The sequence below is a fragment of the Collinsella sp. BG-O-102 genome (assembly GCF_023656745.1).
Taxonomy (GTDB): Bacteria; Actinomycetota; Coriobacteriia; order Coriobacteriales; family Coriobacteriaceae; genus Collinsella.
This window is the reverse complement of record NZ_JAMOKO010000010.1, coordinates 14,436-36,696: the sequence shown is the minus strand read 5'-3', so window position 1 is coordinate 36,696 and position 22,261 is coordinate 14,436. Positions and strand designations below refer to the sequence as shown.

Here is a 22,261-nt window from a genome sequence, read left to right as displayed (position 1 = left end):
CCCCATTACTCCGCCAAGCCATCGGCCTTTGCAATCTCGCTCGTCGAGCCATCTTGGTAGGTAATCTTAACGTGCCCTACGTCGGATACCGCAACGCCCGACGGAGGTTCCAGACGCCATTCCGTCAGGGCGATATCCATGGTCGTGGGCGCATCTCCTTGATCTTTGAGCTTCACCGTGAGCGTTTTGAGCGCCGCGTCAAACGTCACGCATTCGATTTCTTCACCTGGAATGGACCCACCACTCAGTTGCAACTGCACAAACTCATCGCGCGGGTACCAATAATCGCCCGGAACGGCGAGCGTATTGGCATTACCGCCAGTACTCCTCACCGTCATAATCGGTAGGCTGTCATCAGCCTCGAACTCCCATGCAGCGCCGCCGCGACCGCCGAACGTCCAAATACAAAAGGCAATCACCAACACGGCAAGCACCGCAAAACCAATCGCGACAAGGCCATGGTGCGCACGGCTTTCCTCGGCCGATACATCCCATTGTGTCTCTCGATATAGATGCTTGTCTTCCATGTTCGCCTCCCCACGGGCACGCTTGTTAGGCCAATCGTACCCATTCAGGCTATACTTGAGCCCATGACATAACGGGGAGCTTGCAGGACAAGACGGCAGGCTGAGACTGGGCGCGCCCGCCCTGACCCGCAAACCTGATATGGGTAATGCCAACGAAGGGAGCCGTGCCAATGAGCACACAGACCGAGCCCAAGCTCGTCACGCAAATCGACTTCGCCCGTGCCGGGCAGATCACACCGCAGATGAAGGAGGTCGCCGAGCGCGAGCATCGCGACCCCGAGTACATTCGCGAACGCGTGGCCGACGGCCGCATCGCCATCCCCGCCAACATCGTGCATATCAAAAAGGGCATGCGTGCCTTTGGCGTCGGCGAGGGCCTGTCCACCAAGGTCAACGTGAACTTGGGCATCTCGGGCGACAAGGCCGACGCCGCTGAGGAATGGAAGAAGGTCAAGATCGCCGAGGACTTTGGCGCCGACGCCATCATGGACCTCTCCAACTCGGGCAAGACGCGCCAGTTCCGCCAGCAGCTCATCGACGAGACGCCGCTCATGGTAGGCACCGTCCCCATGTACGATGCCATCGGCTACATGGAAAAGCCGCTGGTCAAGCTGACCAAGGACGATCTGCTCGAGGTCGTGCGTGCACACGCCGAAGACGGCGTGGACTTTATGACCATCCACTGCGGCATCAATAAATCGGTCATCAAGACCTTCAAGGAGACCGGCCGCCTCATGAACATCGTCAGCCGCGGCGGCTCGCTGCTGTTTGGCTGGATGGAAGTCACCGGTAACGAGAACCCCTTCTACGAGTTCTACGACGAGGTGCTCGAAATCTGCCACGAGTACGACGTAACGATCTCGCTCGGCGACTCCTGCCGCCCGGGCTGTCTCTACGACTCCAACGACGCCACCGAGACTGCCGAGATGATCGAACTGGGCAAGCTGTGCAAGCGTGCTTGGGCCGCCGGCGTCCAGGTCATGGTCGAGGGCCCGGGTCACATGGCGCTCGACGAGATCGCCGCCAATATGAAGCTGCAGAAGCGTCTGTGCCACAACGCCCCGTTCTATGTGCTGGGGCCGCTGGTGACCGATATCGGCGTGGGCTACGACCACATCACCGCAGCCATCGGCGGCGCCATCTCCGCGAGCTCCGGCGCCGACTTCCTGTGCTACGTGACGCCGGCCGAGCACCTATGCCTGCCTAACGCCCAGGACGTGCTCGACGGCCTCATGGCCACTAAGATTGCCGCGCACGCCGCCGATATCGCCAAGAAGGTGCCGCACGCCCGCGACATGGACGACAAGATGGGCCAGGCACGCCGCAAGCTCGATTGGGACGCCATGTGGAAGTGCGCACTCGACCCGGTTACGGGCAAGAAGCGCTACGAGGAGTCCCCCGCCGCCACCGAAGGCACTTGCACCATGTGTGGCAAGATGTGTGCCGTCCGCACCGTCAACAAGATTTTCGAGGGCACCACGATCGACCTCGGCGTGGAGGACTAGCCCTGTCGCCGCGGCCGCTTCTGGCGGCGAGCTGGTGCCTGTCAATTGTTGACGTGTGAACATTTGCTTGCATTTGCGTAAAGATTGCATCGCCCGCCCGGGTTCGACATAGAGTCGGCCCGGGCATCATTATAATGCTGGCTTATAGACCCATTTGATTCCGACCGAACAAGGGAGCGAACATGGATCGTAGTAAGGTACCTGCCGTTCTATCCATCGCAGGATCCGATTCCAGCGGTGGCGCCGGCATTCAGGCCGACATCAAGACCATCACGGCGCACCGCCTGTATGCCGAGACGGCCATCACCGCCATCACCGCACAGAACACCTTGGGCGTCACCGCCGTACAGGATATCTCGCCAGATATCGTAGCCGCGCAAATTGACGCCGTTTTTGACGATATCCGCCCGAACGCCGTCAAGATCGGCATGGTTTCTTCTGTCGAGATTATCGAAGTCATCGCCGACCGCTTGAGCGCCTGGAACGCAACAAACGTGGTCGTCGACCCCGTCATGGTAGCCACCTCGGGCGCACGGCTGATTGCCGAAGATGCCGCCGAGGCGCTCACCCGCCGCCTGTTCCCGCTAGCGACGGTTATCACGCCCAATATCCCCGAGGCCATGGCCCTGCTCGACTACGAGGTCGACTCCGAGCGCACGCAGCAAAATGCTGCCATGCTCCTCACCCGCCGCTTTGGTTGCGCGTCTCTCGTTAAGGGCGGGCATTTTGTCAACGAGGCCAACGATGTGCTAGCAGAGCCCGCGCCGCTCGATGACGAGGGCAACCACCTGGGCGATCCGCTCACCACGTGGTTCCGCCACAAGCGCATCGAGACCGGCAACACGCATGGCACCGGTTGCACGCTCTCGTCCGCCATCGCCTGCGCGCTGGCCCAGGGCATGGATCTTGCCGACGCCGTCAACGCCGGCAAGGCCTACCTAACCGGCGCTCTCGCCGCCGGCTTTGACATGGGCAAAGGCTCCGGCCCCGTTAACCATATGTGGCAGTATTAAGACTCGCAGTCCAAAGCCACCGCAAAGGCGCCCGTCCCCTTTGCGGTGGCTTGGGGTCGCGCTACTCACCAAGCATCTCTTGGAGCTTGGCTGCCACGGCGTGGCCCAGGCTCTCGTGGCTTTCGGGCATCATGTGCAGATAATCGATATCGCCCGGCTCGGCAAAATCAGCGGCATTCAAAAAGTCGCAGCCAAACTGTTTAGCAGCATACGCATAGTATTCGGCAAAATGCTCCGAGGCCTCGACGGAGCGCTCGTCAAAGTCGGTCATGTACACATCGGCGATCTGCGGTTTAATCTTGATAGGTGCCATCAGCAGAATACGCGGGCAGGGTGCGGCATTGGTCCAGGGAAATGCACGCACCGCGCGAATCAGCGCCATGGTGCCACGGGCAATATCGGAGGCCGTCACACCAAAGACCGTCTTGCAGTCGTTGGTGCCCAGCATAATCACGATCGCATCCAGCGGCTTATGAGCCTCGAGCAGCATCGGCAACGCGCGGATGCCGTTGAGATTAGTGTCCAGATGGCACATGTCGTCACGCACCGTCGTGCGGCCGTTGAGGCCTTCCTCAATCACGTGCCAGCCCTCGCCCAGGTCGCGCTGGGCCACGCCGCACCAGCGCACATCGTGCGCATAGCGTACCGCGGTGCCGTCGCGCATGCCCGCCGGATCATAGCCGTAGGTATTGCTGTCGCCAAAGCACAGAACGTTTTTCATCGTAAGCCCTTCCTCTAGTAAAAAGTCGGCGGGAGCAGTCTCTCCCGCCGAATCGACCTATCTGTCAGCACATACCGATTACAGGTACTTGCGCCAATCGTCATCGTCTTCATCGTCCTCGGCGGCAGCCTGGGCCTGCTCGGCGGCGCGGGCAGCCGCAGCGCGAGCGGCAACCTGGGCATAGGACTCCTCGTTGCGCTCGGGGAAGTTTGCCAGCACATGCTCGAACTTGGCAAAATCTTCGTCCCAGCGCGTAGAGGGCACGGCAAAAAAGACCTGCTTGACCTTAAAGTCGCCCGATGCGAGCTCCTTGCGGAAGAGCTCGGCCACGGCCTCGGCGTCAAAGCCGTTGTTGTCGCAGCCCCAAGCGCCCAGCACGAGCTTCTCGCGACCCAGCTCGTCGCAGATGGCAAGCACAAAGCGGATGCGATCGCGCAGGGCGTCCAGCAGGGCATCGTCACCCACACGATACTCCTGGCGAGCGCGCTTGGCGTTGGGCGCGGCGGCCACGATCACGTCGGCATACGCATGCACGTGGTTGCGGTCGAAGCGCACCGCAGGCACCACCAGCGCACGGTTGCGGTAAAGCTCGCAGTTGATGTTGCGGCGACGGTTCTCGCCGTACCATTTGCGCTGTTTATCGAGCACGTTGTACAGGTACGAATCGGCACAGAGCGTGGCCTCCTGACCCAGATAGCCCTGGATGTAGCCGCCGCCCGGGTTGGTGAACGAGGCAAAGTCGAGCACGGCCATGTCGCAGAACTGCGCATAGCCTCGGCCGTTATCCAGAATGGCCTGCGTGGCAGAGGCGTCAAGCACGGTGACCTCGGGCAGGACCGGAGCGGGCTCCTCGGCGGGCTCGGACTCGGCTTCGGCGGCCTCCTCGACGGGCTCGGGCGCCACCTCGGTATCGACTGCAGCCTCGACCTCGGCGGCCTCGGGCTCCTCGGCAACCTGCTCCTCGGCAGCAGCAGCCACCTGGGCCTTGGCCTTCATCGCCGCGACAAAACCGGCAGGCATACCATCGAACTCGCACACGCCGGCAAGCGAACGCTCGATATCCTTGGCGCACGCTTCGGACACAGTTGCCACGTGACGCTCGGCGGCCTTGGCACGGGCCTCGCGCTTGGGATTGGGCTGACCCGCTCGGTTGGACCTGCGGTTACGGTTCCTGTTGTCGACGTCTGCCATAAGTGGTCACCTTTCCTGTCGCTGCCGCTATCGGCTTTTCCCATCCATGATACCCCGCCGCGTACAAAAAAGACGGCCCCGAAGGACCGCCTTTCGCATCGTTTTACCGTGTCCGGCAGGAAGCGTCGCAATGCCGCGCTTTAATCGCGACGGCCGAGGATGTTCAAAATGCGCAGGAACACGTTGATAATATCCACGAACAGGTTAGAGGCCATGAGCACGGCGTTGGGCAGCGTAGGCGGCACCGTCGCGGCAACATAGGTGTCGTAGCCAATAAAGCCGGCGAACACCACGATCACGATCAGATCGGTGATGGTCTGCGAGACGCCCATGAACATCAGCACGATCTCAACCAGAATAGTGGCGAGCAGAATGCCAAAACCGATGCCATATACGCGCTGGAAAAACTTGGGGAACGTCACGCCCAAGGCGCCAAAGACAAAGGTGATGGCGGCCGTGGCGATAAAGGCAGTGTTGATGGTGGGCAGGTCGTAGTTGGCAAGGCCAAACGACGCGGTCAGCCCAAAGGTACTCGCAAAGATTACGTAGCCCACAAGGGACAGGCCCACGGACTGCTTGCTGGCGGCGGCCGACATCATGACCATGCCGACGATGGTTAAAATAAACGAGCCAAAGACTAGCGGCAAGGCGGCGCCGCTCATCATCATGCGCGCAAACGACATGGTGCTCGTAAAGTAGGCGCCGGCGCCCATGGCGCAAAAGCCCAAGAAGATGAGGGCAGACATGACAAGGTTGTACGCGCGCGGCGACATCTCCTTGGCGCGGCTTGCGCCGCTCTCGACGGGGCCGTTCTGATAGCCCTGGATATCGTTCATAGGTTCGTCCTTTCAAAAAGCGCCACAAATAACGGCACAGCAGGTGACAAGATTCCTGTCATTGTACCCGAATGCCGTACGTCCTTACCTACGGCGCTCGCCCTCGAGCGTACGATCAAAGGCCCAGACCCACCAACGCATCACGTGCGCCTGCGAGCCATCTGGTCGTTCGCGCGTCTGGTCCTCCAAATACAACTCGGTCGCGTGCCCGCCAAAACGCACCTTATAGGTTGCCGTACGAATGCCGTGAACTGTCAGGCCAAACCCAGTGGTCGAGACAATCTCGTCAATCGTAAAGCAACGACCGTCGACCCAGCAGACGGTGACCGGCACAACCTGCCCGCCCGCGAGGATGCGAGCCACGACGTCCACATACTGCTTGTGCACGCGCCGAGTTTTGCCATCTGTCTGTCGATATTCCATGCCTCCTATTATCGAACGCATGTTTGCATGTTGTAAAGCGAACAGACTGTGGTTTTGGAGTGTCGCAGTAATCGCACGTGTCCGCATGGCGTGTTAGCAAAAAGAACACCCGCGGTCAACAGGGCTAATATTCAATTTTAGTGCCAAAAAGTTCACTTCTCCCATCAGAACTCGGTAAAGAAACCCACAGGAGGTGATACGATTTATCATGTTTTTGTAACGTGTCTGCAAACTTCGAGAAAGCCCATATATGGACGTAACGTTCTCAACCTTCCTCGGCCAAATTGTGTCGAACCCAGTCCTTGCCGTCACCGTGATCCTCGCGTTGGGTGCCATCTTCGTCAATGGATGGACCGACGCGCCCAACGCCATCGCGACCTGCGTCACTACGCGTTGCATGCCCGCCCGCGCCGCCATTCTCATGAGCGCCGCATTCAACTTCCTCGGCGTGCTCATCATGACGCACTTTAACGCGAGCGTCGCCAACACCATCTCACATATCGTCGACTTTGGCGGAAACAGCACCATGGCGCTCGCCTGCCTATGCGCGGCGCTGTTCTCCATCGTCGTCTACGGCGCCACAGCGTCGCGTTTTGGCATCCCCACCTCGCAAAGCCACAGCCTTATCGCCGGCCTGACCGGTGCCGCCATCGCCCTCGGCGGTGCGAGCAGCGTCAACGTCCACGAGTGGATGAAGGTCATCTACGGCCTGGCGCTCTCCATCGGCCTGGGCTTTGTCATGGGCTGGGTCCTGTGCAAGCTCGTCTCGATTCTTTTCGCCGCCGCCAACAGGCGACGTGCCAATGTCTTCTTTAAATACGCTCAGATCGCGAGCGCTGCGGCCATGAGCTTTATGCACGGCGCGCAGGATGGACAGAAGTTCATCGGCGTGCTCTTTTTAGGCGTGGCCTTTGCCAGCGGCCAGACGAGCGTCGGCGATGCAGGCATCCCCATCTGGATTATGCTGCTGTGCTCGGCCACTATGGGTATCGGCACCAGCGTGGGCGGCGAGCGCATCATCAAGTCCGTCGGCCAGAGCATGGTCAAGCTCGAAAAGTATCAGGGCTTCTCCGCCGACCTGGCGGGCGCCGCAAACCTGCTGCTTGCCACCCTTACCGGCATCCCCGTGTCCTCCACACACATCAAGACCTGCGCCATCATGGGCGTCGGTGCCGTCAAGCGCCTCTCAGCCATCAACTTCGGCGTCGTCAAAGACATGATGTTCACCTGGTTCTTCACCTTCCCCGCCTGCGGACTCATCAGCTTTGTCATGGCCAAGCTGTTCATGATGTTCCTCTAGTCAAACCGAACGTCCATCCGGACTGCATTACCTCGCCCACCCGTCTTCGCCTCGAAAGGACCCACCCATGGCAAAGAAACCCGATTCGTTCTACTTCGACAACTACGTCGCCTGCGCCGACCTTGCCGTCCAGGCCGCCGAGCTGCTCACCAAGATTTTCGAGAACTTCGATCCCGCAAAGATTCACGATATGCTCAACAAGATGCACGCGATCGAGCATACGGCCGACAAGAAGCACCATGAGCTTGAGGACGCCTTGCTCACCGCCTTTATCACCCCGCTCGAGCGCGAGGATCTGGATCTGATGAGCTGCTCACTCGACACCGTGCTCGACCGCATCGAGGGCGTCGTGCAGCGCGTCTACTTCACCAACATCCAGAGCATCCATCCCGACGCCATCGTCATCGCCCACAAGGTGACTGACGCCTGCCGCGCCATGAAAGACCTGATGGTCGAGCTGCCCAACTACCGCAAGTCCAAGACCCTGCGCGAACTCGTCATCCAGATCAACACCATCGAGTCCGAAGCCGACGAGCTCTATATCAACGCCATGCGCAACCTGCACGTCAACGGCAAGGACCCGCTCGAGGTCATCGCCTGGCGTGACGTATACGCCTTCTTGGAGTACTGCGCCGACTGCTGCGAGAATGTGGCCGATGTCGTGGATTCGATTGTCATGAAGAACAGTTAATTGGGGGTATGTGTCCCACCGGTCGCGGGCCCGACCACTAATAACCTTTTTCACTCCGGCTGCAAGCAGAGTCGTTCAAAAGGTTATTAGTGGTCGGGCCCGCTCCCTTATGTACCACCATTGGGAACTTTGGCTGATAGTTTTAGCGCAACGGGGGTTTGGCTGAAGGGACCTTTGGTACCCGTTCGAACACTTTGGCCCTTGGTGAGCGTTTGGCTGATTGCCGCTTTGGGTACTCTTTGGGTTACTTTGGGTTTGTTTAATTTTTAATTGTTGGAGGGCTTGTATGTCGTATTTGGATCTGGCTCGGTCTCGGTATTCTTGTCGTTTGTTTGAGGACCGTTCTGTTGAGCAGGCTGTGGTGGATGCCATTGTTGAGGCTGGGCGTATTGCTCCTTCTGCTTGTAATAATCATCCAACCCGTGTGATGGTGTTGGATACGCCTGAGCTTCTGGAGAAGGCTGCTGCTTGTCAGCCTCGGTTTGCTCGTGATGGGTCTATCTTTGGGGCTCCGCTTGTCTTTCTTATTTGCAGCGTTACCGATGATGCTTGGGTGCGCCCGTATGATCAGATGAATTCCAGTGAAATCGATACGTCCATCGTGTGTGATCAGATGATGATGGAGGCCACCGAGCAGGGCCTGGGAACGTGCTGGGTATGCCATTTTAAGCCTGGGGTGGCACAGGAGCAGTTCAATCTGCCCAAGGGCGTCTATCCCTATCACATGCTCGTCTGTGGATATCCTGCCGACCACATCGCCGATCCCGAGCATCGCGAGGCCCGTACCATTCCCCTCTCCGACTTCCTCCTCAAGTAGGTTTTGGGACATGCCTTAAAACCTACCCTTGACCGCTCACCCGTTCGCCGAGTTCTGCGCCATTATGTGCAGGGCTCGGTTTTTTATGTTACGCACTCCGGCACAGTCATAAAAAAGGACCCGCAAGCTGCGGGTCTTTTCTAGGCACTAAATTGTAGGCCGAATGTTAGTCCAGGTCGTCGGCAGCAAAGTTGTCGATCGGGGCGAAGGGATCGGCCACGGGGACAACCGGGTCAGCGACGGGCAGCGGCTCGGCGGGAACAGTCACTGCAGGAGAAGCGGCAGAACCGACCGGCGTGGAAGCCATCAGATCGGCCGGGAAGGAATTCTGGGCATCGTCCATGAAGTGCTGGATGAGCTTGAGATACTCTGCCTTGAACTCCTCACGGGAAGCCTTGAGACGATCGATCTCCTCGAGCTCGGCCTGCTTCTCGGTCAGAGCCTGGCGGATAACCTCGCGGGCCTTGGCGTCAGCCTCGTTGCGGATACGCTCAGCGTTCTCGTTGGCATCGTTGACGATGGTCTCAGCGGTCTGCTGGGCAGCGATCAGGGCAGCGGAAATCTGGCGCTCCTGAGCGGAGAAGTCAGGGGCGGGAGCAGCCACGGGGGCGGCAGGAACGGCCTGGGCGGTGGCATCCTGAGCCTGGGCAAGCTGAGCCTGCGCATCGGCAAGCTGCTGCTCGGTAGCAGTCAGACGACCCTTAAGGTCGACGATCTTAGCGAGCATAGCGTCAACCTCGGAGGACAGCGTCTCCAAGAAGACGTCGACCTCGGCAGGATCGTAGCCACGCTTGGCCTCAGAGAAAGTCTGAGCCTGGATGTCTGCAGGGGTAATAGCCATAACAAGTCTCCTTTTTCATCGCCTCGGCGCTACACGCCCGACGTAAGTTACTAAGACAGTTCTACACGAGTATACCTATAAGAAGCTGCAGAACCAGCCTCTGCACCAACTGCAACGCAATAATCGCAACGACCGGCGAAAAATCGATACCGCCCATCGGCGGGATGAAACGACGGAACAGGTTGAGCCACGGACCGCACACGCTATCAAGCACCGCAGCAATATCCTGAAGCAAACCACCCTGCTTCATGGGAATCCACGTCATAAAGCAGTAGACGACAATGAGCGTGGAATAGAAGTTGAACAGCGTGTTGACCAGCTGGACGATAGTGTAGATGTTGATGGGAATCTCCTCGTCTTGTCTTTACTTAAGGTAGCCGTCGGCACGAAGCTTCTTGAGATCGGAATCTTTGACCTCGCAACCGGCGGGCAGCACCATGAACACGCGGTCGCCCACCTCCTTGACCGTGGCACCCAGACCGCAGGCAAAGCCGTAAGAGAAGTCCAAGACGCGCTTGGCAACTTCGGTGCGTACGCCCACAAAAATCAGTGCGACAGGCTGCTTGGTGCGCACACGGCGGACAACGGTCTCGACATCGTCATAGCTCTCGGGGCGCAGGACATAGGCCGGCAGCTGCGGCGTGGCGTTGATGATATTGCTCGCATAGGCCGAGGCATCGCTCGGTGCAGGCGCGGGTGCAGCGGCGGCACGGGCGCGGGTATTCTCGGCGTAGCTCGACGGCGTGTCATAGGCACCGGGACGATAACCGCTCGCAACACTGTCCTGCGAGCGCGAAGGCGGGTTATACGTCGTGGCATGGCGGGAGTCATCGCCGACCAGCTGACCGGAGCGCGTATACACGGCAACCGACTCAGCTTCACCGCGGCGCGTCTGGCCAAGCAGGCCGTTGCTCGGCTCGTCTTGGGTGTAGAAGCCCTCGCCCGAAGCACCGCTGTAGCCGTTGCCCTGATAGCCATCGTCATAGCCGTCATCGTAGCCGTAGTCGTCGTCCTGGCCATAACCCTGGTCGTAACCCTGCTGGCCGCCCAGGTGCATCTTATTTTTAATCTCGTCAAGGAAGCCCATGGTTGTGTCCTCTCGCGGTTTAGTGCAGGCGCCCCGATAATCAGTGCGCACTTCAGAGCCTTATTTTACTGCAAACTCCGGGCTAAATACTACCCTGCCCAGGCGAACGAGCGTAGAGCCCTCCTCAAGGGCAGGCTCAAAGTCCTCGCTCATGCCGCAGGAAAGCTCAGGCAGGTTCAAATCGGGATGCGCCGCCTCCAGCTCATCCCTCAGCTCACGAAGCCCCGCAAAGGTGCGGCGTGCCACATCCTTATTCCCCCGGGGCGCCATAGTCATAAGCCCCTGTACGCAAATTCCCTCAAGTTCTGCAAGCTCACCCGCGGCGGCGCGAATCTCATCGGGTGAAAAGCCTCCCTTCGACTCCTCACCACTCACATTGACCTCAATGAGCACACGCTGGGGGCCGACGAGCTCGCCTGCCTCAATCTTGCGAACAGCACGACTCGAGATCGCCTGCGCCAGATGCAGCGAACCCACCGAGTGAATCAGCTCGGCTGAGCCCAGCACCGCATTGATCTTATTGGTCTGCAGGTTGCCGATCATATCGAAGCGCACCTCGGGCAGCTCCGGATGCTCCGCCAGACCCGTGAGCTTGCGAACCAGCTCCTGCGGGCGGTTCTCGGCAAAATGGCGATACCCCGCCTGGATGGCGGCAACGGTCTCATCGACACCAACGGTCTTGGACACGGCAATGAGGCTCGCGGCGTCGTGGGGACGGCCCGCGCGATCGAGCGCCGCATAAAAACGTTCCAGAATCTGCTCGCGGCGAGCGCGCATCAAGTCCAAATAGTTATCCATTGCCAATCGCCTCCGCTGACAGCCAAACAAGTAGTCCCATGCTAACGCAAGAGCGCGGCCCCGCATGTGCAAGGCCGCGCTCACTTAGGTATTTACAATCTTTCGACGAACGGGGTTACTTACTCCTCGTCGTCCTCGCCATCGTCCTCATCCTCAAGATGATCGAGCAGGTAGCGAAGACCCTCGCTGACCTCGTTAACGGGCACCTTGGCAACGTAGCGTGCATCGACGGCGGGCCTCATGATAACACCCTCGCCCGAAGGCACGCGCATGCTCTCGAGCTCATCCTCATCAGTGCAGGCGATATCACCGGCAGTCATACGCTGTCCGGTCAACAGGAAGGTCAGACGGCAGGCGGCATCGATGGAAATCGAGGCGATGCGATCGAGATAGCGCGATACCATGATGGCGCGGCGCAGGTCGTCATAGTTGCTGTCGTCGTCCATAAAATCGCCCGTGTCCATGCGGTTAAAGGTGCGGAAGAACTTCTCGTAGGCGGCGTGCACTGGCTCGTCCTCGACGGCCAAGTTGCAGATGATGGACATGTCGTTGGTGACGAGCGCAGAAAGCGAAGAGCCCAGCACCTGGTAGACGGCCTCAGCCTCGGCCTCGACCGTGCCGACAAGCTCCTTGGGCAGCGAGATGTCGGCCTTGATCATATGACGCGTGGCGCGGCAAATCTGGCGAACCTTATCGGTCATGCGCTGCAGGTTAAAGTCGACGTAGATGATCGTCTGCAGCAAGCGGAAGTCGGAGGCGACCGGTGACTGCGTGGCAATCAGGTTGTAGCAGACGGCCTCCAGGTTGGCGCAGCGTGCGTCAATCGAAAGCGTGCGCTTCTTGGTCTTGGTGGCGAGCTTGCGGTCGTCGATCACATAGGCCTTCACGGCATCGTGGAGGGCCAGATCGACGGCCTCGTAGATGCTCAGCATCTCGTGACGGGCCTCGATGAGCTGACGGGAAAACAGTTTGCGCATGGTTCACTCCAATCAGTTGGGTGCGGTCATGCCGCCCGCACAGTGAATACGCACCGGACCAGATCCGATCGGCTTGGGACTAGTCGCACCGATCAGCCAAAGCGGCCGGTGATATAGTCTTCCGTCCGCGAGTCCACCGGGCTGGTGAAGATCGCGTCGGTTTGACCATACTCGATGAGCGTAGCGGGCTCGCCGGCAACTTCCTGCAAGAAGAATGCGGTGTAGTCGCTAATGCGAGCTGCCTGCTGCATTGAATGCGTGACGATGATGATCGTCATCTCGGGCGCCAGCTCGGCCATCAGATCCTCGACCTTAGAGACGGACGTGGGGTCGATGGCGGAGCAGGGCTCGTCCATCAGAAGGACATCGGGTTGCACCGCAAGCACGCGCGCGATGCACAGACGCTGCTGCTGACCGCCCGAGAGCGCCAAACCATCCTTGTTGAGCTGATTGGATACCTCTTTCCAGAGGTTGGCGCGCTTGAGCGATTCTTCCACGATGTCATCGAGGTCACTTTTGCTAGTCACGCCCTGCAGACGAGGGCCAAAGGCGACATTCTCGTAGATGGATTTAGGAAACGGGTTGGGCTGCTGAAAGATCATGCCCACGCGACGACGGAGATCGACCGGGTCGACACCCTCGGCATAGATATCGTTGCCGTCGAGCGTCATCGTGCCCTCGACGCGCGTGCCCTCGATCAGGTCATTCATGCGGTTGATGCAGCGCAAAAACGTCGACTTGCCGCAGCCCGAAGGGCCAATGAAGGAGGTGATGGCGTTTTTGGCGATGTTGAGGTCAAGCCCCGTCAGCGCATGAAAGTCACCGTACCAAAAGTTGAAATCCTTGGCCGTAATGGCCGCTTGCTCCAACGTGGGAGCGGACTGATAAACGGACATGGGACTCCTTAACTAGCGACGCTTGCGCGACAGGAAGCGCGCAAACAGGTTGAAGGCCAGAATGATCACCATCAGCAAGAGCGCGGTGCCGTAGGCTGCGTTCATGTTGATGCCGTCGTTGGCAAGCAGATACAGGTGAACCGTCATGGGGCGGCCGGAATCGAGCGGCGAAATAGGTAGATTGATGGCCTGCCCCATGGTATAGAGCACCACCGCGGTCTCGCCAATGGCACGGCCGATGGCGAGAACGATGCCCGTGGCAATACGGCCAAAGGCAGAAGGAAGCACGATCTTGGAGACAACCTGCCACTTGGTGGCGCCCAGGCCATATGCGCCCCAGCGGATATAGCGCGGAACGGCGCGAATGGCCTCTTCGGTGGTACGCATGACGATGGGAAGCATCAAGAGCGCGAGTGCCAGGGCGGCCGAGACCATCGAAAGGCCCAGGCCCATGGCCTCGACAAACAAGGCGTAGCCAAACAGGCCCATAACGATGGAGGGCACCGAGGCCAAAGCGTCAGCAGCGTAGCGAATGAGCTCGACGACCTTGCCCTGCTTGGCGTACTCGGCCAGATAGACGGCTGCCAGCACAGCGATCGGCGTGCAGATAAGCATGGCGAGCGCCGTCACGTAGACGGTCGAGACGATCGTGGGCCAAATTCCGCCCTCGGCGTTGACGCCCTGGGGCCAACCGAAGATAAAGTCGAGCGAGATGTGTGGCAGGCCGTTGATGACCACGTAGGCGATGATAGCGACCAGCACCAGCGTGGTGATGTAGGCAGCGGCACGAAACACGCAAAGCATGATCTTGTTGGACAGGTCCTTGTTGATGCGGCCCTTCTTGCCGTGGGAAAGGGCACGCTTGATGCGCTCGCGCGACGAGGTCGTATCGACCGTCGTGTCAACGGAATCGGACATAGCCTACCCCCTCTTCTTCTTGGAAATCAGACGGACGATGCCCACCAGCGTGGCGGAGATGATAAACAGGACCACGCCCATGCCGAACAGCGCCGAGCGATGCAGACCCGAGGAATAGCTCATGTCGAGCGCGATCTGGCTCGTGAGCGTCGAGATAGGGCTCGCAATGCTGTCGGGAATAACCGGGGCGTTACCTACGACCATGAGCACGGCCATGGTCTCGCCGATGGCACGGCCCATACCCAGCACGATGGCATCAACGATACCCAGCTTCGCGGCAGGTAGCACGACCTTATAGATGGTCTGCCACTTGGTGGCGCCCATGGCATACGATGCCTCGCGAATGCCCATGGGAATGGAATTGAGGGCATCGATGGTGAGCGTGGTGATGGTAGGGACGATCATGATGGCGAGCACAAACCACGCCGTCAGCGCACCAAAACCAAGGCCGCCGGTCAGTTGTGCGATAAACGGGCGGATGATGATCATGCCAAAGAAACCATAGATGATAGAAGGGATGCCGGCCAACAGGTCAACGGCGGGGCTGATGAGCTTGCGCACGCGCTTGCTGGCAATCTCGACCAGGTAAACGGCCGTACCCACGCCCAGCGGCACGCCCATGGCGAGCGCACCGACGGTCACCAGACCCGAGCCGGCAAGCAGCGACAAGATGCCGTAGTGGCCCTCAGAGGGCGCCCACGTAAAGCTAAAGAAGTCCGCCAGACCGATGTCGGTAAAGACGGGCAGCGCCGAGTACGTGGTAAAGACAAAAATCAGGATGACGGTAACGACCGCCAAGAACGCGCAGGCAAAGAAGATCCACTGCAGCGCCTTCTCCTTGATATAGGTACTGCGCGATACGAGCGCCAGCTCGCGCTTCTTGGGCGTCTGAACATTCTGCTCAGTCTGGGAGTTTTCCTGTGCTTCCATGCTACTCACTCCCCTTCTCGTCGTTGGTGACGGGAATAAAGCCCGCCTCGCGAATCTGCTTGTCCATCTTTTCGGACGTCACGTAGTCGATGTAATCCTGCGCCTGCTGCGAAGGCGCACCCTTCACAAAGAAGTAAAGGTCGCGCGAGATGGGATAGCCGCCACTCGCGACCGTCTTCTCGGACGCCTCAACATGATTGACCGAGACGGCCTTGACCGAGGTCTTGGCGTTGAGGCTATCGACGAAGCCCAGCGAAATGTAGCCGATGGCCCCACGCGAACGAGATACCACGTCGCGCACCTGGCCCGTACCCGAAAGAACAGCCGAGCGGCGATCGAACGGCGTGCCATCCATCACGATGGTACGGAAGGCCTCGCGCGTACCGGACGCCTCGTCTCGGTTGATGACCTGAATCCTCAGGTCCTCGCCACCGACCTCTTTCCAATTGGTAATCTTGCCGGCGTAGATATCGCGGAGCTGCTCGGTCGAGAGGTTATCGACCGGGTTATCGTCGTTCACGATGACCGCGATACCGTCGTGGGCAATTACGATGGGGGTCAGGCCCAGATCCTGTTCGTCGGCATTGAGCCCACGGGAGGAGCTGGCGATATCGGCCGTGCCGGCGCTGACGGCCTCGATGCCAGCGGAAGAACCCAAACCGGAAACGAGCACGTCGATGCCGGTCTCCTCCTTAAAGCCCTCGGCCGCAATCTCGGCGATAGGAAGGCAGGTCGTGGAGCCAGCGACGGTAATGGAAGAGGTAGAAGATCCCGAAGAACAGGCACACAGCGTAAGTGTAAGCACAGCGGCGCTCAGGACCGATACGATCTTTCTCATAGCATCACGCCGATCGCAGCATGGCGCCCACAGGTGCCGTCCTCGTTACGGTAGGAATAAAAGCGGTCGTTCTGACGCACGGTCGAAAGCTGGGTATCCACGATATCATCCGCGTCGACACCGACATCTACCAGCGCCTCGCGAATGGCAGCGGAAAGATCGAGCATGCGAGAGGTACTCGCATCGATGCAAGAGAACTCGGCGGCAAAGCGATCCATGAGTTCCTGGGATACCTCATATTCGTCACCCAAGATATGGGGGCCGATATAGGCGGAAACGTCGCCCGCATCGCAGCCGGCAGCATCGCAAAGCGCCTGGCACGCCTTGGCAGAAATACGTGCAATCGTGCCCTTCCAACCGGAGTGTACCACGGCAAATCCGCCAGGGGCCACCAGCACCACGGGAACGCAGTCGGCAAAGCAGAGCAGCACGGGCACGTTATGCGCCGTACAGACGATGGCATCGCAGCCCGCGGCAATCTGCTCGCGGACGTCCTCAAGGTCATCGGCGCCATTCGAGGTCACCGCAACGATATGGTCACCATGGACCTGATTGGGAACGAGCAGGTTGTGCTCGCACTCCGCGGCACCCATAGCCTCGAGTGCGCGGCGACGATTTTCTTGAACAGCAAAGGGATCATCGCCAACATGCGAGCCCAAGTTGAGTGAGGAGTACGCATCTTCGGAAACGCCACCGGCGCGCTCGGTGAAGGCAAAGCGAACATCGGATGTCGCGCCCTCCACCAACGTAACTCCATCATGGTCGACACGCGAAACTTTGTCCGCACGTGCTGCCATACTAAAGCCTCCTAATAACACAAGTACCGCGGCATCGCCGCTACAGCCCGCGTTTATACGGCTGTCATACTTCTCTAAAAGGATACCTGCTGCGCTGGAGGCAATCGTAAAGGGAACGTAAAGAGATTGGAGGTTCTAGTTTACAAAGTCGAAATAAAAAGGGCGCGTCCATACGGACACGCCCCTGTGCACAACAATGCAAAGAACGACTTAGAAGCTACCGCGCTTCAGGAAGTCGGGAAGCTCGAACTGATCGTTGCCGAAGTTAGGAAGCTCGGTGCCACCGACGTTGCGGGTCGGAGCGGCCTGAGCCGGGCTGGTGGCCGGAGCGGTGCGCTGCGGCTCGGTAGAAGCAGCGGCCTTGCTCTGGGACTGCTGTGCAGCGAAGAGCTCGTCCTGACGGTTGACGTTGGAGTCGGAGAAGCCCGTAGCGATGACGGTAATACGCACCTGATCGCCCAGGGACTCGTCGACAACGGTACCGAAGATGATGTTGGCCTCGGGGTCGACGGCGTTGGCGACAACGTCGGCAGCGTCGCTGATCTCCTGAATACCCAGGTCCTTGGAACCGGCAATGGAAAGCAGGACGCGCGTAGCGCCATCGATGGAGCTCTCGAGCAGCGGGCTGGAAATAGCCTGCTGGGCAGCGTCGACGGCACGGGTGTCCCCAGAAGCGGTACCGATACCCATCATGGCGGTACCGGCCTGCTTCATGATGGTCTTAACATCGGCGAAGTCCAGGTTGATGATACCGGGGACGGTGATGAGGTCGGTGATGCCCTGGGTGCCCTGGGAAAGGACGCCATCGGCGATTGCGAAGGCCTCAAGCATGGTGGTCTTCTTCTCGGCGATGTCGAGCAGCTTGTCGTTAGGGATAACGATCATGGTGTCGACGCAGTCGGAAAGCGTCTTAATGCCTTCTTCGGCGCTCTTCTTGCGCTTGCGGCCCTCAAACGTAAAGGGCTTGGTCACGACGGCGACGGTCAGCGCGCCGACCTCGTTCATCGCGATATCGGCAACGATGGGGGCAGCGCCGGTACCGGTGCCGCCGCCCTCGCCGCAGGTGATGAACACCATATCGGCGCCAGCGAGCGCCTCGGCGATGTCGTCGCGGGACTCATCGGCGGCCTTACGGCCGACCTCGGGGTTGGCGCCAGCGCCCAGGCCGCGGGTAAGGTCGGTGCCGATGTGCACCTTGATATCGGCATCAGAGATCGCGAGTGCCTGAGCATCGGTGTTGATGGCAACAAACTCGACGCCGCGGATACCCTCTTCGATCATTCGATTGACCGCGTTGGTACCGCCGCCGCCGACGCCGACCACCTTAATGACGGCAAGGTAGTTGTTGATCTCTGTCTCGTGCATGTCGGTCCTCCGAACAAAGGTTATTGCCATAGCATGGGTTGACCCCTGCGCACATTAACCTTCAAGTTGAAAGTAAATGCAAAGGTAAACCGTATTATGTTTGCACATTATGAACGTATCAGTCAAATAATTGACGGTGAAAACCAAACAAACCAGATAAACGGCGCGGTATGCCCCGTCAACAAAGGCCAGAAAACGCTACGAGGTCGGTGCGTTCCTAAACGTATAGTTGCCAGGAGATCGAACGTTGATATACGTCACGCCCTCCACCTGCGAAAGCAGCTTGGTCACGATACGCTCCTTTTTGGCAATGTCGTCCGAATCTCCGAGCGACACCTCGATACCGTTATCGAGATTCGCCGAGATGGCCTCGACCGAGGGCGTGGAAATATCCTTGACCTGGCCCAGGAACTCGCTCGAGAAACCGCGGACGTAATCCAGGCCGGCCTTGACGGCCTTGGAATTTACGGCTTGCCCCGAAACCGGTGCGACATCGGCCGAGACATCGGTCAACAGCACGGCACCGTAATGTTTAGCGAGTGCCAGGGCGGCATCGATACCGTTTAGGGTGTTGGCACCCTCCCCCGTTGTAATGACATTGCCCTGGTCGTCAACATCGACCGAGGTAGACAGTGGTGCAATCCATGTGTCATCGTCCCCGATCGCCCAGGCAAGATCGTCGGAGCTAATGTAGGCGATTGCGATAACCTTGCGTTCCGTCGGCGTGATGATGAGCGTATGAGGAAATTGACGTTGGACATCCACGCCCGAGACCCACGGATTTTGCTTAAGGCCCTCGGTGATCTGGTCGGGATTCACATTGAACAGCGACGTGTTCTCGGGCAGATCGATCAGCTGGATGGCATCGTGCTTGGTCACATGCTCGCTGCCCTGGATCTGAATATCGGTAGCGGCGAACAGGCCAGAGTTAATGACGACGACGGCAACGACTGCAAGCGCTGCCAGAGCGGCAAGGATGCCGCCCACGATTTTGCCCTTGCCCTTAACGGCAGAAGCGGCACCCGCCGCATGATTTGCCAGGGCGCCGATCGATGACAACGGATTAGAGCCCTTTTTGCCCGATTGCGGTTTTGCGGAGGCCGACACCGACGTCAGCATACGTGGCTTAGATGCACCCAGCGCGCGACCGGGACGCGTCACCTTTGCCCCCAACGAGGGCTTGGGCGACGCTATGGGGCGAGAAGGTATGGCGCCCATCGCCGGTTTGGGCGTCACCGAGGGACGTGCCACCGGACGAGCAACATTTTTGGCCGCGGGGCGTCCGCCAAGCTGCGAACCGGCAGTCGAACGCTTGGCAGGCCGCACGGACCCAGCAGGCTTAGAAGGCATAACGGATTTACGTTGAGGCTGAGACGGTGCGCCGGAACGCCCTCCGGCGCGGCGGAAGGTTGGTTTCGATGCTCTAGAAGCCGAGGAATTTAACTTCCGGTCTGAGCTCGATGCCATACGCCTCCCTCACCTTTCCGTGCACATGTCTGATAACCGCGGCCACGTCATCGGCCGAGGCGGTTCCGTTATTAACGATAAAATTAGCGTGTACGGGCGAAACTTCCGCGCCGCCAACCGAAAAACCCTTTAATCCACAATCCTCGATAAGCTTGCCCACGCTCGCATCGGGCGGGTTGCGAAATACCGACCCGCAGGATGCACAGCCCATGGGCTGTGTGCGCTTACGCCGCGTCAGGTACCGCTCCATACGTTCACGGATATCGGCCTTGGGCGCAGGTTTGAGCTTGAGCACGCACTCCAGAATGATCTCGTTACGCGGCAGGCTGCATTCACGGTAGCCCCAAGCGATCTCCGAGCCCGCGTAATGTTTGATGCCGGAGCTCGGGTCAAACGTAACGACATCTTCGACCAGCGAGCCAATCCACTCGGTTCGCGTGCCGGCATTCATGGACACGGCGCCGCCAACGGAGCCGGGAATACCGACCGCAAACTCAAGGCCCGAAAGGCTGCGCGACAGCGCGTCGTTGACTAGGCGAGCGAATATCACGCCCGCACCGACCGTCAGCGTACAACCGTCTTCGGCGACAACCGTACGCTGGAACTCACGCCCCAACGAAATGACGGCGCCGCGATAGCCTGCATCGGCAACAAGCAGATTAGATCCCTTGCCGATAATGACCCACGGCACCTGCTCACGATCGAGCACCGCCACGGCGCGACGCAAGGCATGATAGCTGTGACACGTCACAAAGAGGTCCGCCTTGCCGCCGATACGATAGCTCGTATGGCGCGCGAGGCGTTCATCCTCAATTATGTCCGTATCGATCATGCCCGAAAGCGCCATGACGGCGTTAAACAGACCCATGGGGTTTAAGCGTCTTTCTTGGCAGTCAGATACTCGATGAACTCGGGGCCGACCGTCGTGACGTCGCCGGCGCCCATGGTAAGCAGCAGATCGCCCTCGCCCACCATCTTCTCGAGCTCCTCATTGAGCTCAAGACGGCTCGAGCAGTACACGACCTCCTTGCCGGGATGCTTGGCGCGCACGGTATCGGCAAGCATCTTGGACGTGACGCCCGGGATGGGCATCTCGCCAGCCGAGAACACATCAATCAGCAGCAGTTTATCGGCATTGGCAAATGCATCGGCAAAGTCGTCGCAAAGGGCCTGCAGACGCGAATAGCGGTGCGGCTGGAACACGACGTCGACGTGCTTGTAGCCCAGCGACGAAGCGGCAGCAAGCGTCGCCTTGATCTCAGTGGGGTGATGGCCGTAATCATCGACCACGGTGATGCCATCGATATCGCCTACGTGGGTAAAGCGACGACGGACGCCCTCAAAGCTCGAGAGCGCCTTGGCGGCGGCGTCGATGTCAAGGCCCAGGACATGGGCGACGGTGAGTACCGCCGTGGCGTTGAGCATGTTGTGGCGACCGGGATTGCTCTTGATCTCCACAGCATGCTCAGTGCCGTCCTCAAAGCGAACGATAAAGTCGCTCTGGATGCCCTTGACATCCGGGTGCATGCAGACGATGTCGTTGCTCTCGGCAAAGCCGTAGGAAAGCACGTGACGGCCCGTCGACTTGGCGAGCTCGACCAGATGCGAGTCCTCACCGCAGACGATGACGGTGCCGTCCTCGCCCACCAGGCTCATGAATTTGGCGAAAGTTGCCTCGATCTCCTCGATACCCGAGTAGTGATCGAGGTGGTCGGCCTCGACGTTGGTCACAATGACCACGTTGGGGTTCAGGAACAGGAAGGAGCTGTCGGACTCGTCGGCCTCGGCGACAAAGTAGTCGCCCGAGCCGTTCTTGCCGTTCGTGTCATAGCCCTCGACGATGCCACCGATCAAGAAGCTCGGATCCAGACCCATGCGGTCGAGCATGGTGGCGCACATCGAAGACGTGGTGGTCTTGCCATGCGTGCCGGCAACAGCGACGGTGGTGTAGCCGTGGCCCAAAGCAGAGAGCATCTTGGCACGGGGCCACACGGGAATACCAAGCTCGCGAGCACGCACGAGTTCAGGGTTGGACTCCGGAATAGCGGTGGAGACAACAACCACGTCGGGCTTGACCTCGTCGATCGTGGCGGCCTCATGGCCCACATGCACCTTCACACCAGCGCGGGTAAGCTGGCGGATATAACGTGACGTCTTAAGGTCGGAGCCGGTAACGGCATAACCGCGCTCGTGCAGAACGAGGGCGATGCCGCTCATGCCGGCGCCGCCGATACCGATAAAGTGGGCGCTCTTAAACTCGGGCGCGGAGGTTGCAGTCTGGGAATCAGCCATGTGCTCGTGTACTCCTTGCGTAAACACTGCC

Annotated in this window: 24 protein-coding genes; 5 read left to right on the top strand and 19 right to left on the bottom strand. The window is 59.5% G+C overall.

The window, feature by feature from the left end:
- Positions 1 to 5: 5 nt before the first annotated feature.
- Positions 6 to 527 (bottom strand): hypothetical protein, encoded by a 522-nt coding sequence (locus NBH09_RS06350; protein WP_250787374.1) that lies wholly within the window; start codon positions 525 to 527, stop codon positions 6 to 8.
- A 170-nt stretch (positions 528 to 697) separates the two neighbouring features.
- Here NBH09_RS06350 and thiC point away from each other — a divergent pair, with 170 nt between their 5' ends.
- Positions 698 to 2,032, top strand: coding sequence for a phosphomethylpyrimidine synthase ThiC (gene thiC / locus NBH09_RS06345; RefSeq protein ID WP_250787373.1), 1,335 nt, complete (start codon positions 698 to 700; stop codon positions 2,030 to 2,032).
- Between the two features lie 182 nt (positions 2,033 to 2,214).
- A complete protein-coding gene (gene thiD, locus NBH09_RS06340) occupies positions 2,215 to 3,045 on the top strand; it encodes a bifunctional hydroxymethylpyrimidine kinase/phosphomethylpyrimidine kinase (protein ID WP_225093440.1) in 831 nt (276 codons plus the stop codon).
- A 61-nt stretch (positions 3,046 to 3,106) separates the two neighbouring features.
- Here the strand turns inward: thiD and NBH09_RS06335 are convergent, their stop codons facing one another.
- The 4 genes from NBH09_RS06335 to NBH09_RS06320 all read right to left on the bottom strand — a co-directional run bounded on the left by NBH09_RS06335 (position 3,107) and on the right by NBH09_RS06320 (position 6,216).
- Positions 3,107 to 3,766 (bottom strand): SGNH/GDSL hydrolase family protein, encoded by a 660-nt coding sequence (locus NBH09_RS06335; protein ID WP_250787372.1) that lies wholly within the window; start codon positions 3,764 to 3,766, stop codon positions 3,107 to 3,109.
- A gap of 78 nt (positions 3,767 to 3,844) precedes the next feature.
- Entirely contained in the window at positions 3,845 to 4,957 is a 1,113-nt protein-coding gene (locus tag NBH09_RS06330; RefSeq protein ID WP_250787371.1) for a TIGR02452 family protein, read from the bottom strand.
- A gap of 140 nt (positions 4,958 to 5,097) precedes the next feature.
- A complete protein-coding gene (locus NBH09_RS06325; protein WP_250787370.1) occupies positions 5,098 to 5,793 on the bottom strand; it encodes a Bax inhibitor-1 family protein in 696 nt (231 codons plus the stop codon).
- An 84-nt stretch (positions 5,794 to 5,877) separates the two neighbouring features.
- A complete protein-coding gene (locus tag NBH09_RS06320) occupies positions 5,878 to 6,216 on the bottom strand; it encodes a hypothetical protein (RefSeq protein WP_250787369.1) in 339 nt (112 codons plus the stop codon).
- 250 nt (positions 6,217 to 6,466) lie between these two features.
- On the opposite strand from NBH09_RS06320, the gene NBH09_RS06315 reads away from it, so the two are divergent.
- The 3 genes from NBH09_RS06315 (at position 6,467) to NBH09_RS06305 (ending at position 9,024) form a co-directional block, all read left to right on the top strand.
- The gene (locus tag NBH09_RS06315; RefSeq protein WP_006234237.1) at positions 6,467 to 7,516 is read left to right on the top strand and encodes an inorganic phosphate transporter; all 1,050 of its coding nucleotides are present in this window, start codon (positions 6,467 to 6,469) and stop codon (positions 7,514 to 7,516) included.
- A gap of 67 nt (positions 7,517 to 7,583) precedes the next feature.
- The gene (locus NBH09_RS06310; RefSeq protein ID WP_161115571.1) at positions 7,584 to 8,207 is read left to right on the top strand and encodes a DUF47 domain-containing protein; all 624 of its coding nucleotides are present in this window, start codon (positions 7,584 to 7,586) and stop codon (positions 8,205 to 8,207) included.
- A 286-nt stretch (positions 8,208 to 8,493) separates the two neighbouring features.
- A complete protein-coding gene (locus NBH09_RS06305) occupies positions 8,494 to 9,024 on the top strand; it encodes a nitroreductase family protein (RefSeq protein WP_250787368.1) in 531 nt (176 codons plus the stop codon).
- A 166-nt stretch (positions 9,025 to 9,190) separates the two neighbouring features.
- Here the strand turns inward: NBH09_RS06305 and NBH09_RS06300 are convergent, their stop codons facing one another.
- From NBH09_RS06300 to murC, 14 genes are all read right to left on the bottom strand, one after another.
- A complete protein-coding gene (locus NBH09_RS06300) occupies positions 9,191 to 9,865 on the bottom strand; it encodes a DivIVA domain-containing protein (RefSeq protein WP_006234242.1) in 675 nt (224 codons plus the stop codon).
- 61 nt (positions 9,866 to 9,926) lie between these two features.
- A complete protein-coding gene (locus NBH09_RS06295; protein ID WP_488212537.1) occupies positions 9,927 to 10,193 on the bottom strand; it encodes a YggT family protein in 267 nt (88 codons plus the stop codon).
- Positions 10,194 to 10,229: 36 nt separating this feature from the next.
- Positions 10,230 to 10,952 carry a cell division protein SepF gene (locus NBH09_RS06290; protein WP_022094497.1) on the bottom strand — a complete coding sequence of 241 codons (723 nt, stop codon included), beginning with the start codon at positions 10,950 to 10,952 and terminating at the stop codon, positions 10,230 to 10,232.
- A 60-nt stretch (positions 10,953 to 11,012) separates the two neighbouring features.
- The gene (locus NBH09_RS06285; RefSeq protein WP_250787367.1) at positions 11,013 to 11,750 is read right to left on the bottom strand and encodes a YggS family pyridoxal phosphate-dependent enzyme; all 738 of its coding nucleotides are present in this window, start codon (positions 11,748 to 11,750) and stop codon (positions 11,013 to 11,015) included.
- Between the two features lie 119 nt (positions 11,751 to 11,869).
- Complete coding sequence (locus NBH09_RS06280; protein WP_161115575.1) at positions 11,870 to 12,727, bottom strand: phosphate signaling complex PhoU family protein; 858 nt, start codon at positions 12,725 to 12,727, stop codon at positions 11,870 to 11,872.
- 92 nt (positions 12,728 to 12,819) lie between these two features.
- The gene (gene pstB, locus NBH09_RS06275; RefSeq protein ID WP_089571588.1) at positions 12,820 to 13,623 is read right to left on the bottom strand and encodes a phosphate ABC transporter ATP-binding protein PstB; all 804 of its coding nucleotides are present in this window, start codon (positions 13,621 to 13,623) and stop codon (positions 12,820 to 12,822) included.
- A 12-nt stretch (positions 13,624 to 13,635) separates the two neighbouring features.
- Positions 13,636 to 14,541 (bottom strand): phosphate ABC transporter permease PstA, encoded by a 906-nt coding sequence (pstA, locus tag NBH09_RS06270; protein WP_161115576.1) that lies wholly within the window; start codon positions 14,539 to 14,541, stop codon positions 13,636 to 13,638.
- A gap of 3 nt (positions 14,542 to 14,544) precedes the next feature.
- Positions 14,545 to 15,471 (bottom strand): phosphate ABC transporter permease subunit PstC, encoded by a 927-nt coding sequence (gene pstC, locus NBH09_RS06265; RefSeq protein WP_006234251.1) that lies wholly within the window; start codon positions 15,469 to 15,471, stop codon positions 14,545 to 14,547.
- Position 15,472: 1 nt separating this feature from the next.
- Positions 15,473 to 16,309 (bottom strand): phosphate ABC transporter substrate-binding protein, encoded by an 837-nt coding sequence (locus NBH09_RS06260; protein WP_055251678.1) that lies wholly within the window; start codon positions 16,307 to 16,309, stop codon positions 15,473 to 15,475.
- Positions 16,306 to 17,106 (bottom strand): purine nucleoside phosphorylase YfiH/LACC1 family protein, encoded by an 801-nt coding sequence (locus NBH09_RS06255; protein ID WP_161115577.1) that lies wholly within the window; start codon positions 17,104 to 17,106, stop codon positions 16,306 to 16,308. Before NBH09_RS06255 ends, NBH09_RS06260 begins: the two co-directional genes overlap by 4 nt.
- Before the next feature lie 210 nt (positions 17,107 to 17,316).
- Positions 17,317 to 18,471, bottom strand: a complete 1,155-nt coding sequence (gene ftsZ, locus NBH09_RS06250; RefSeq protein WP_118080350.1) for a cell division protein FtsZ — start codon at positions 18,469 to 18,471, stop codon at positions 17,317 to 17,319.
- Positions 18,472 to 18,669: 198 nt separating this feature from the next.
- A complete protein-coding gene (locus NBH09_RS06245; RefSeq protein WP_250787366.1) occupies positions 18,670 to 19,632 on the bottom strand; it encodes a cell division protein FtsQ/DivIB in 963 nt (320 codons plus the stop codon).
- 262 nt (positions 19,633 to 19,894) lie between these two features.
- A complete protein-coding gene (gene murB, locus NBH09_RS06240) occupies positions 19,895 to 20,806 on the bottom strand; it encodes a UDP-N-acetylmuramate dehydrogenase (protein WP_118080347.1) in 912 nt (303 codons plus the stop codon).
- 5 nt (positions 20,807 to 20,811) lie between these two features.
- Positions 20,812 to 22,230 (bottom strand): UDP-N-acetylmuramate--L-alanine ligase, encoded by a 1,419-nt coding sequence (gene murC, locus NBH09_RS06235; RefSeq protein WP_250787365.1) that lies wholly within the window; start codon positions 22,228 to 22,230, stop codon positions 20,812 to 20,814.
- Positions 22,231 to 22,261: the final 31 nt, after the last annotated feature.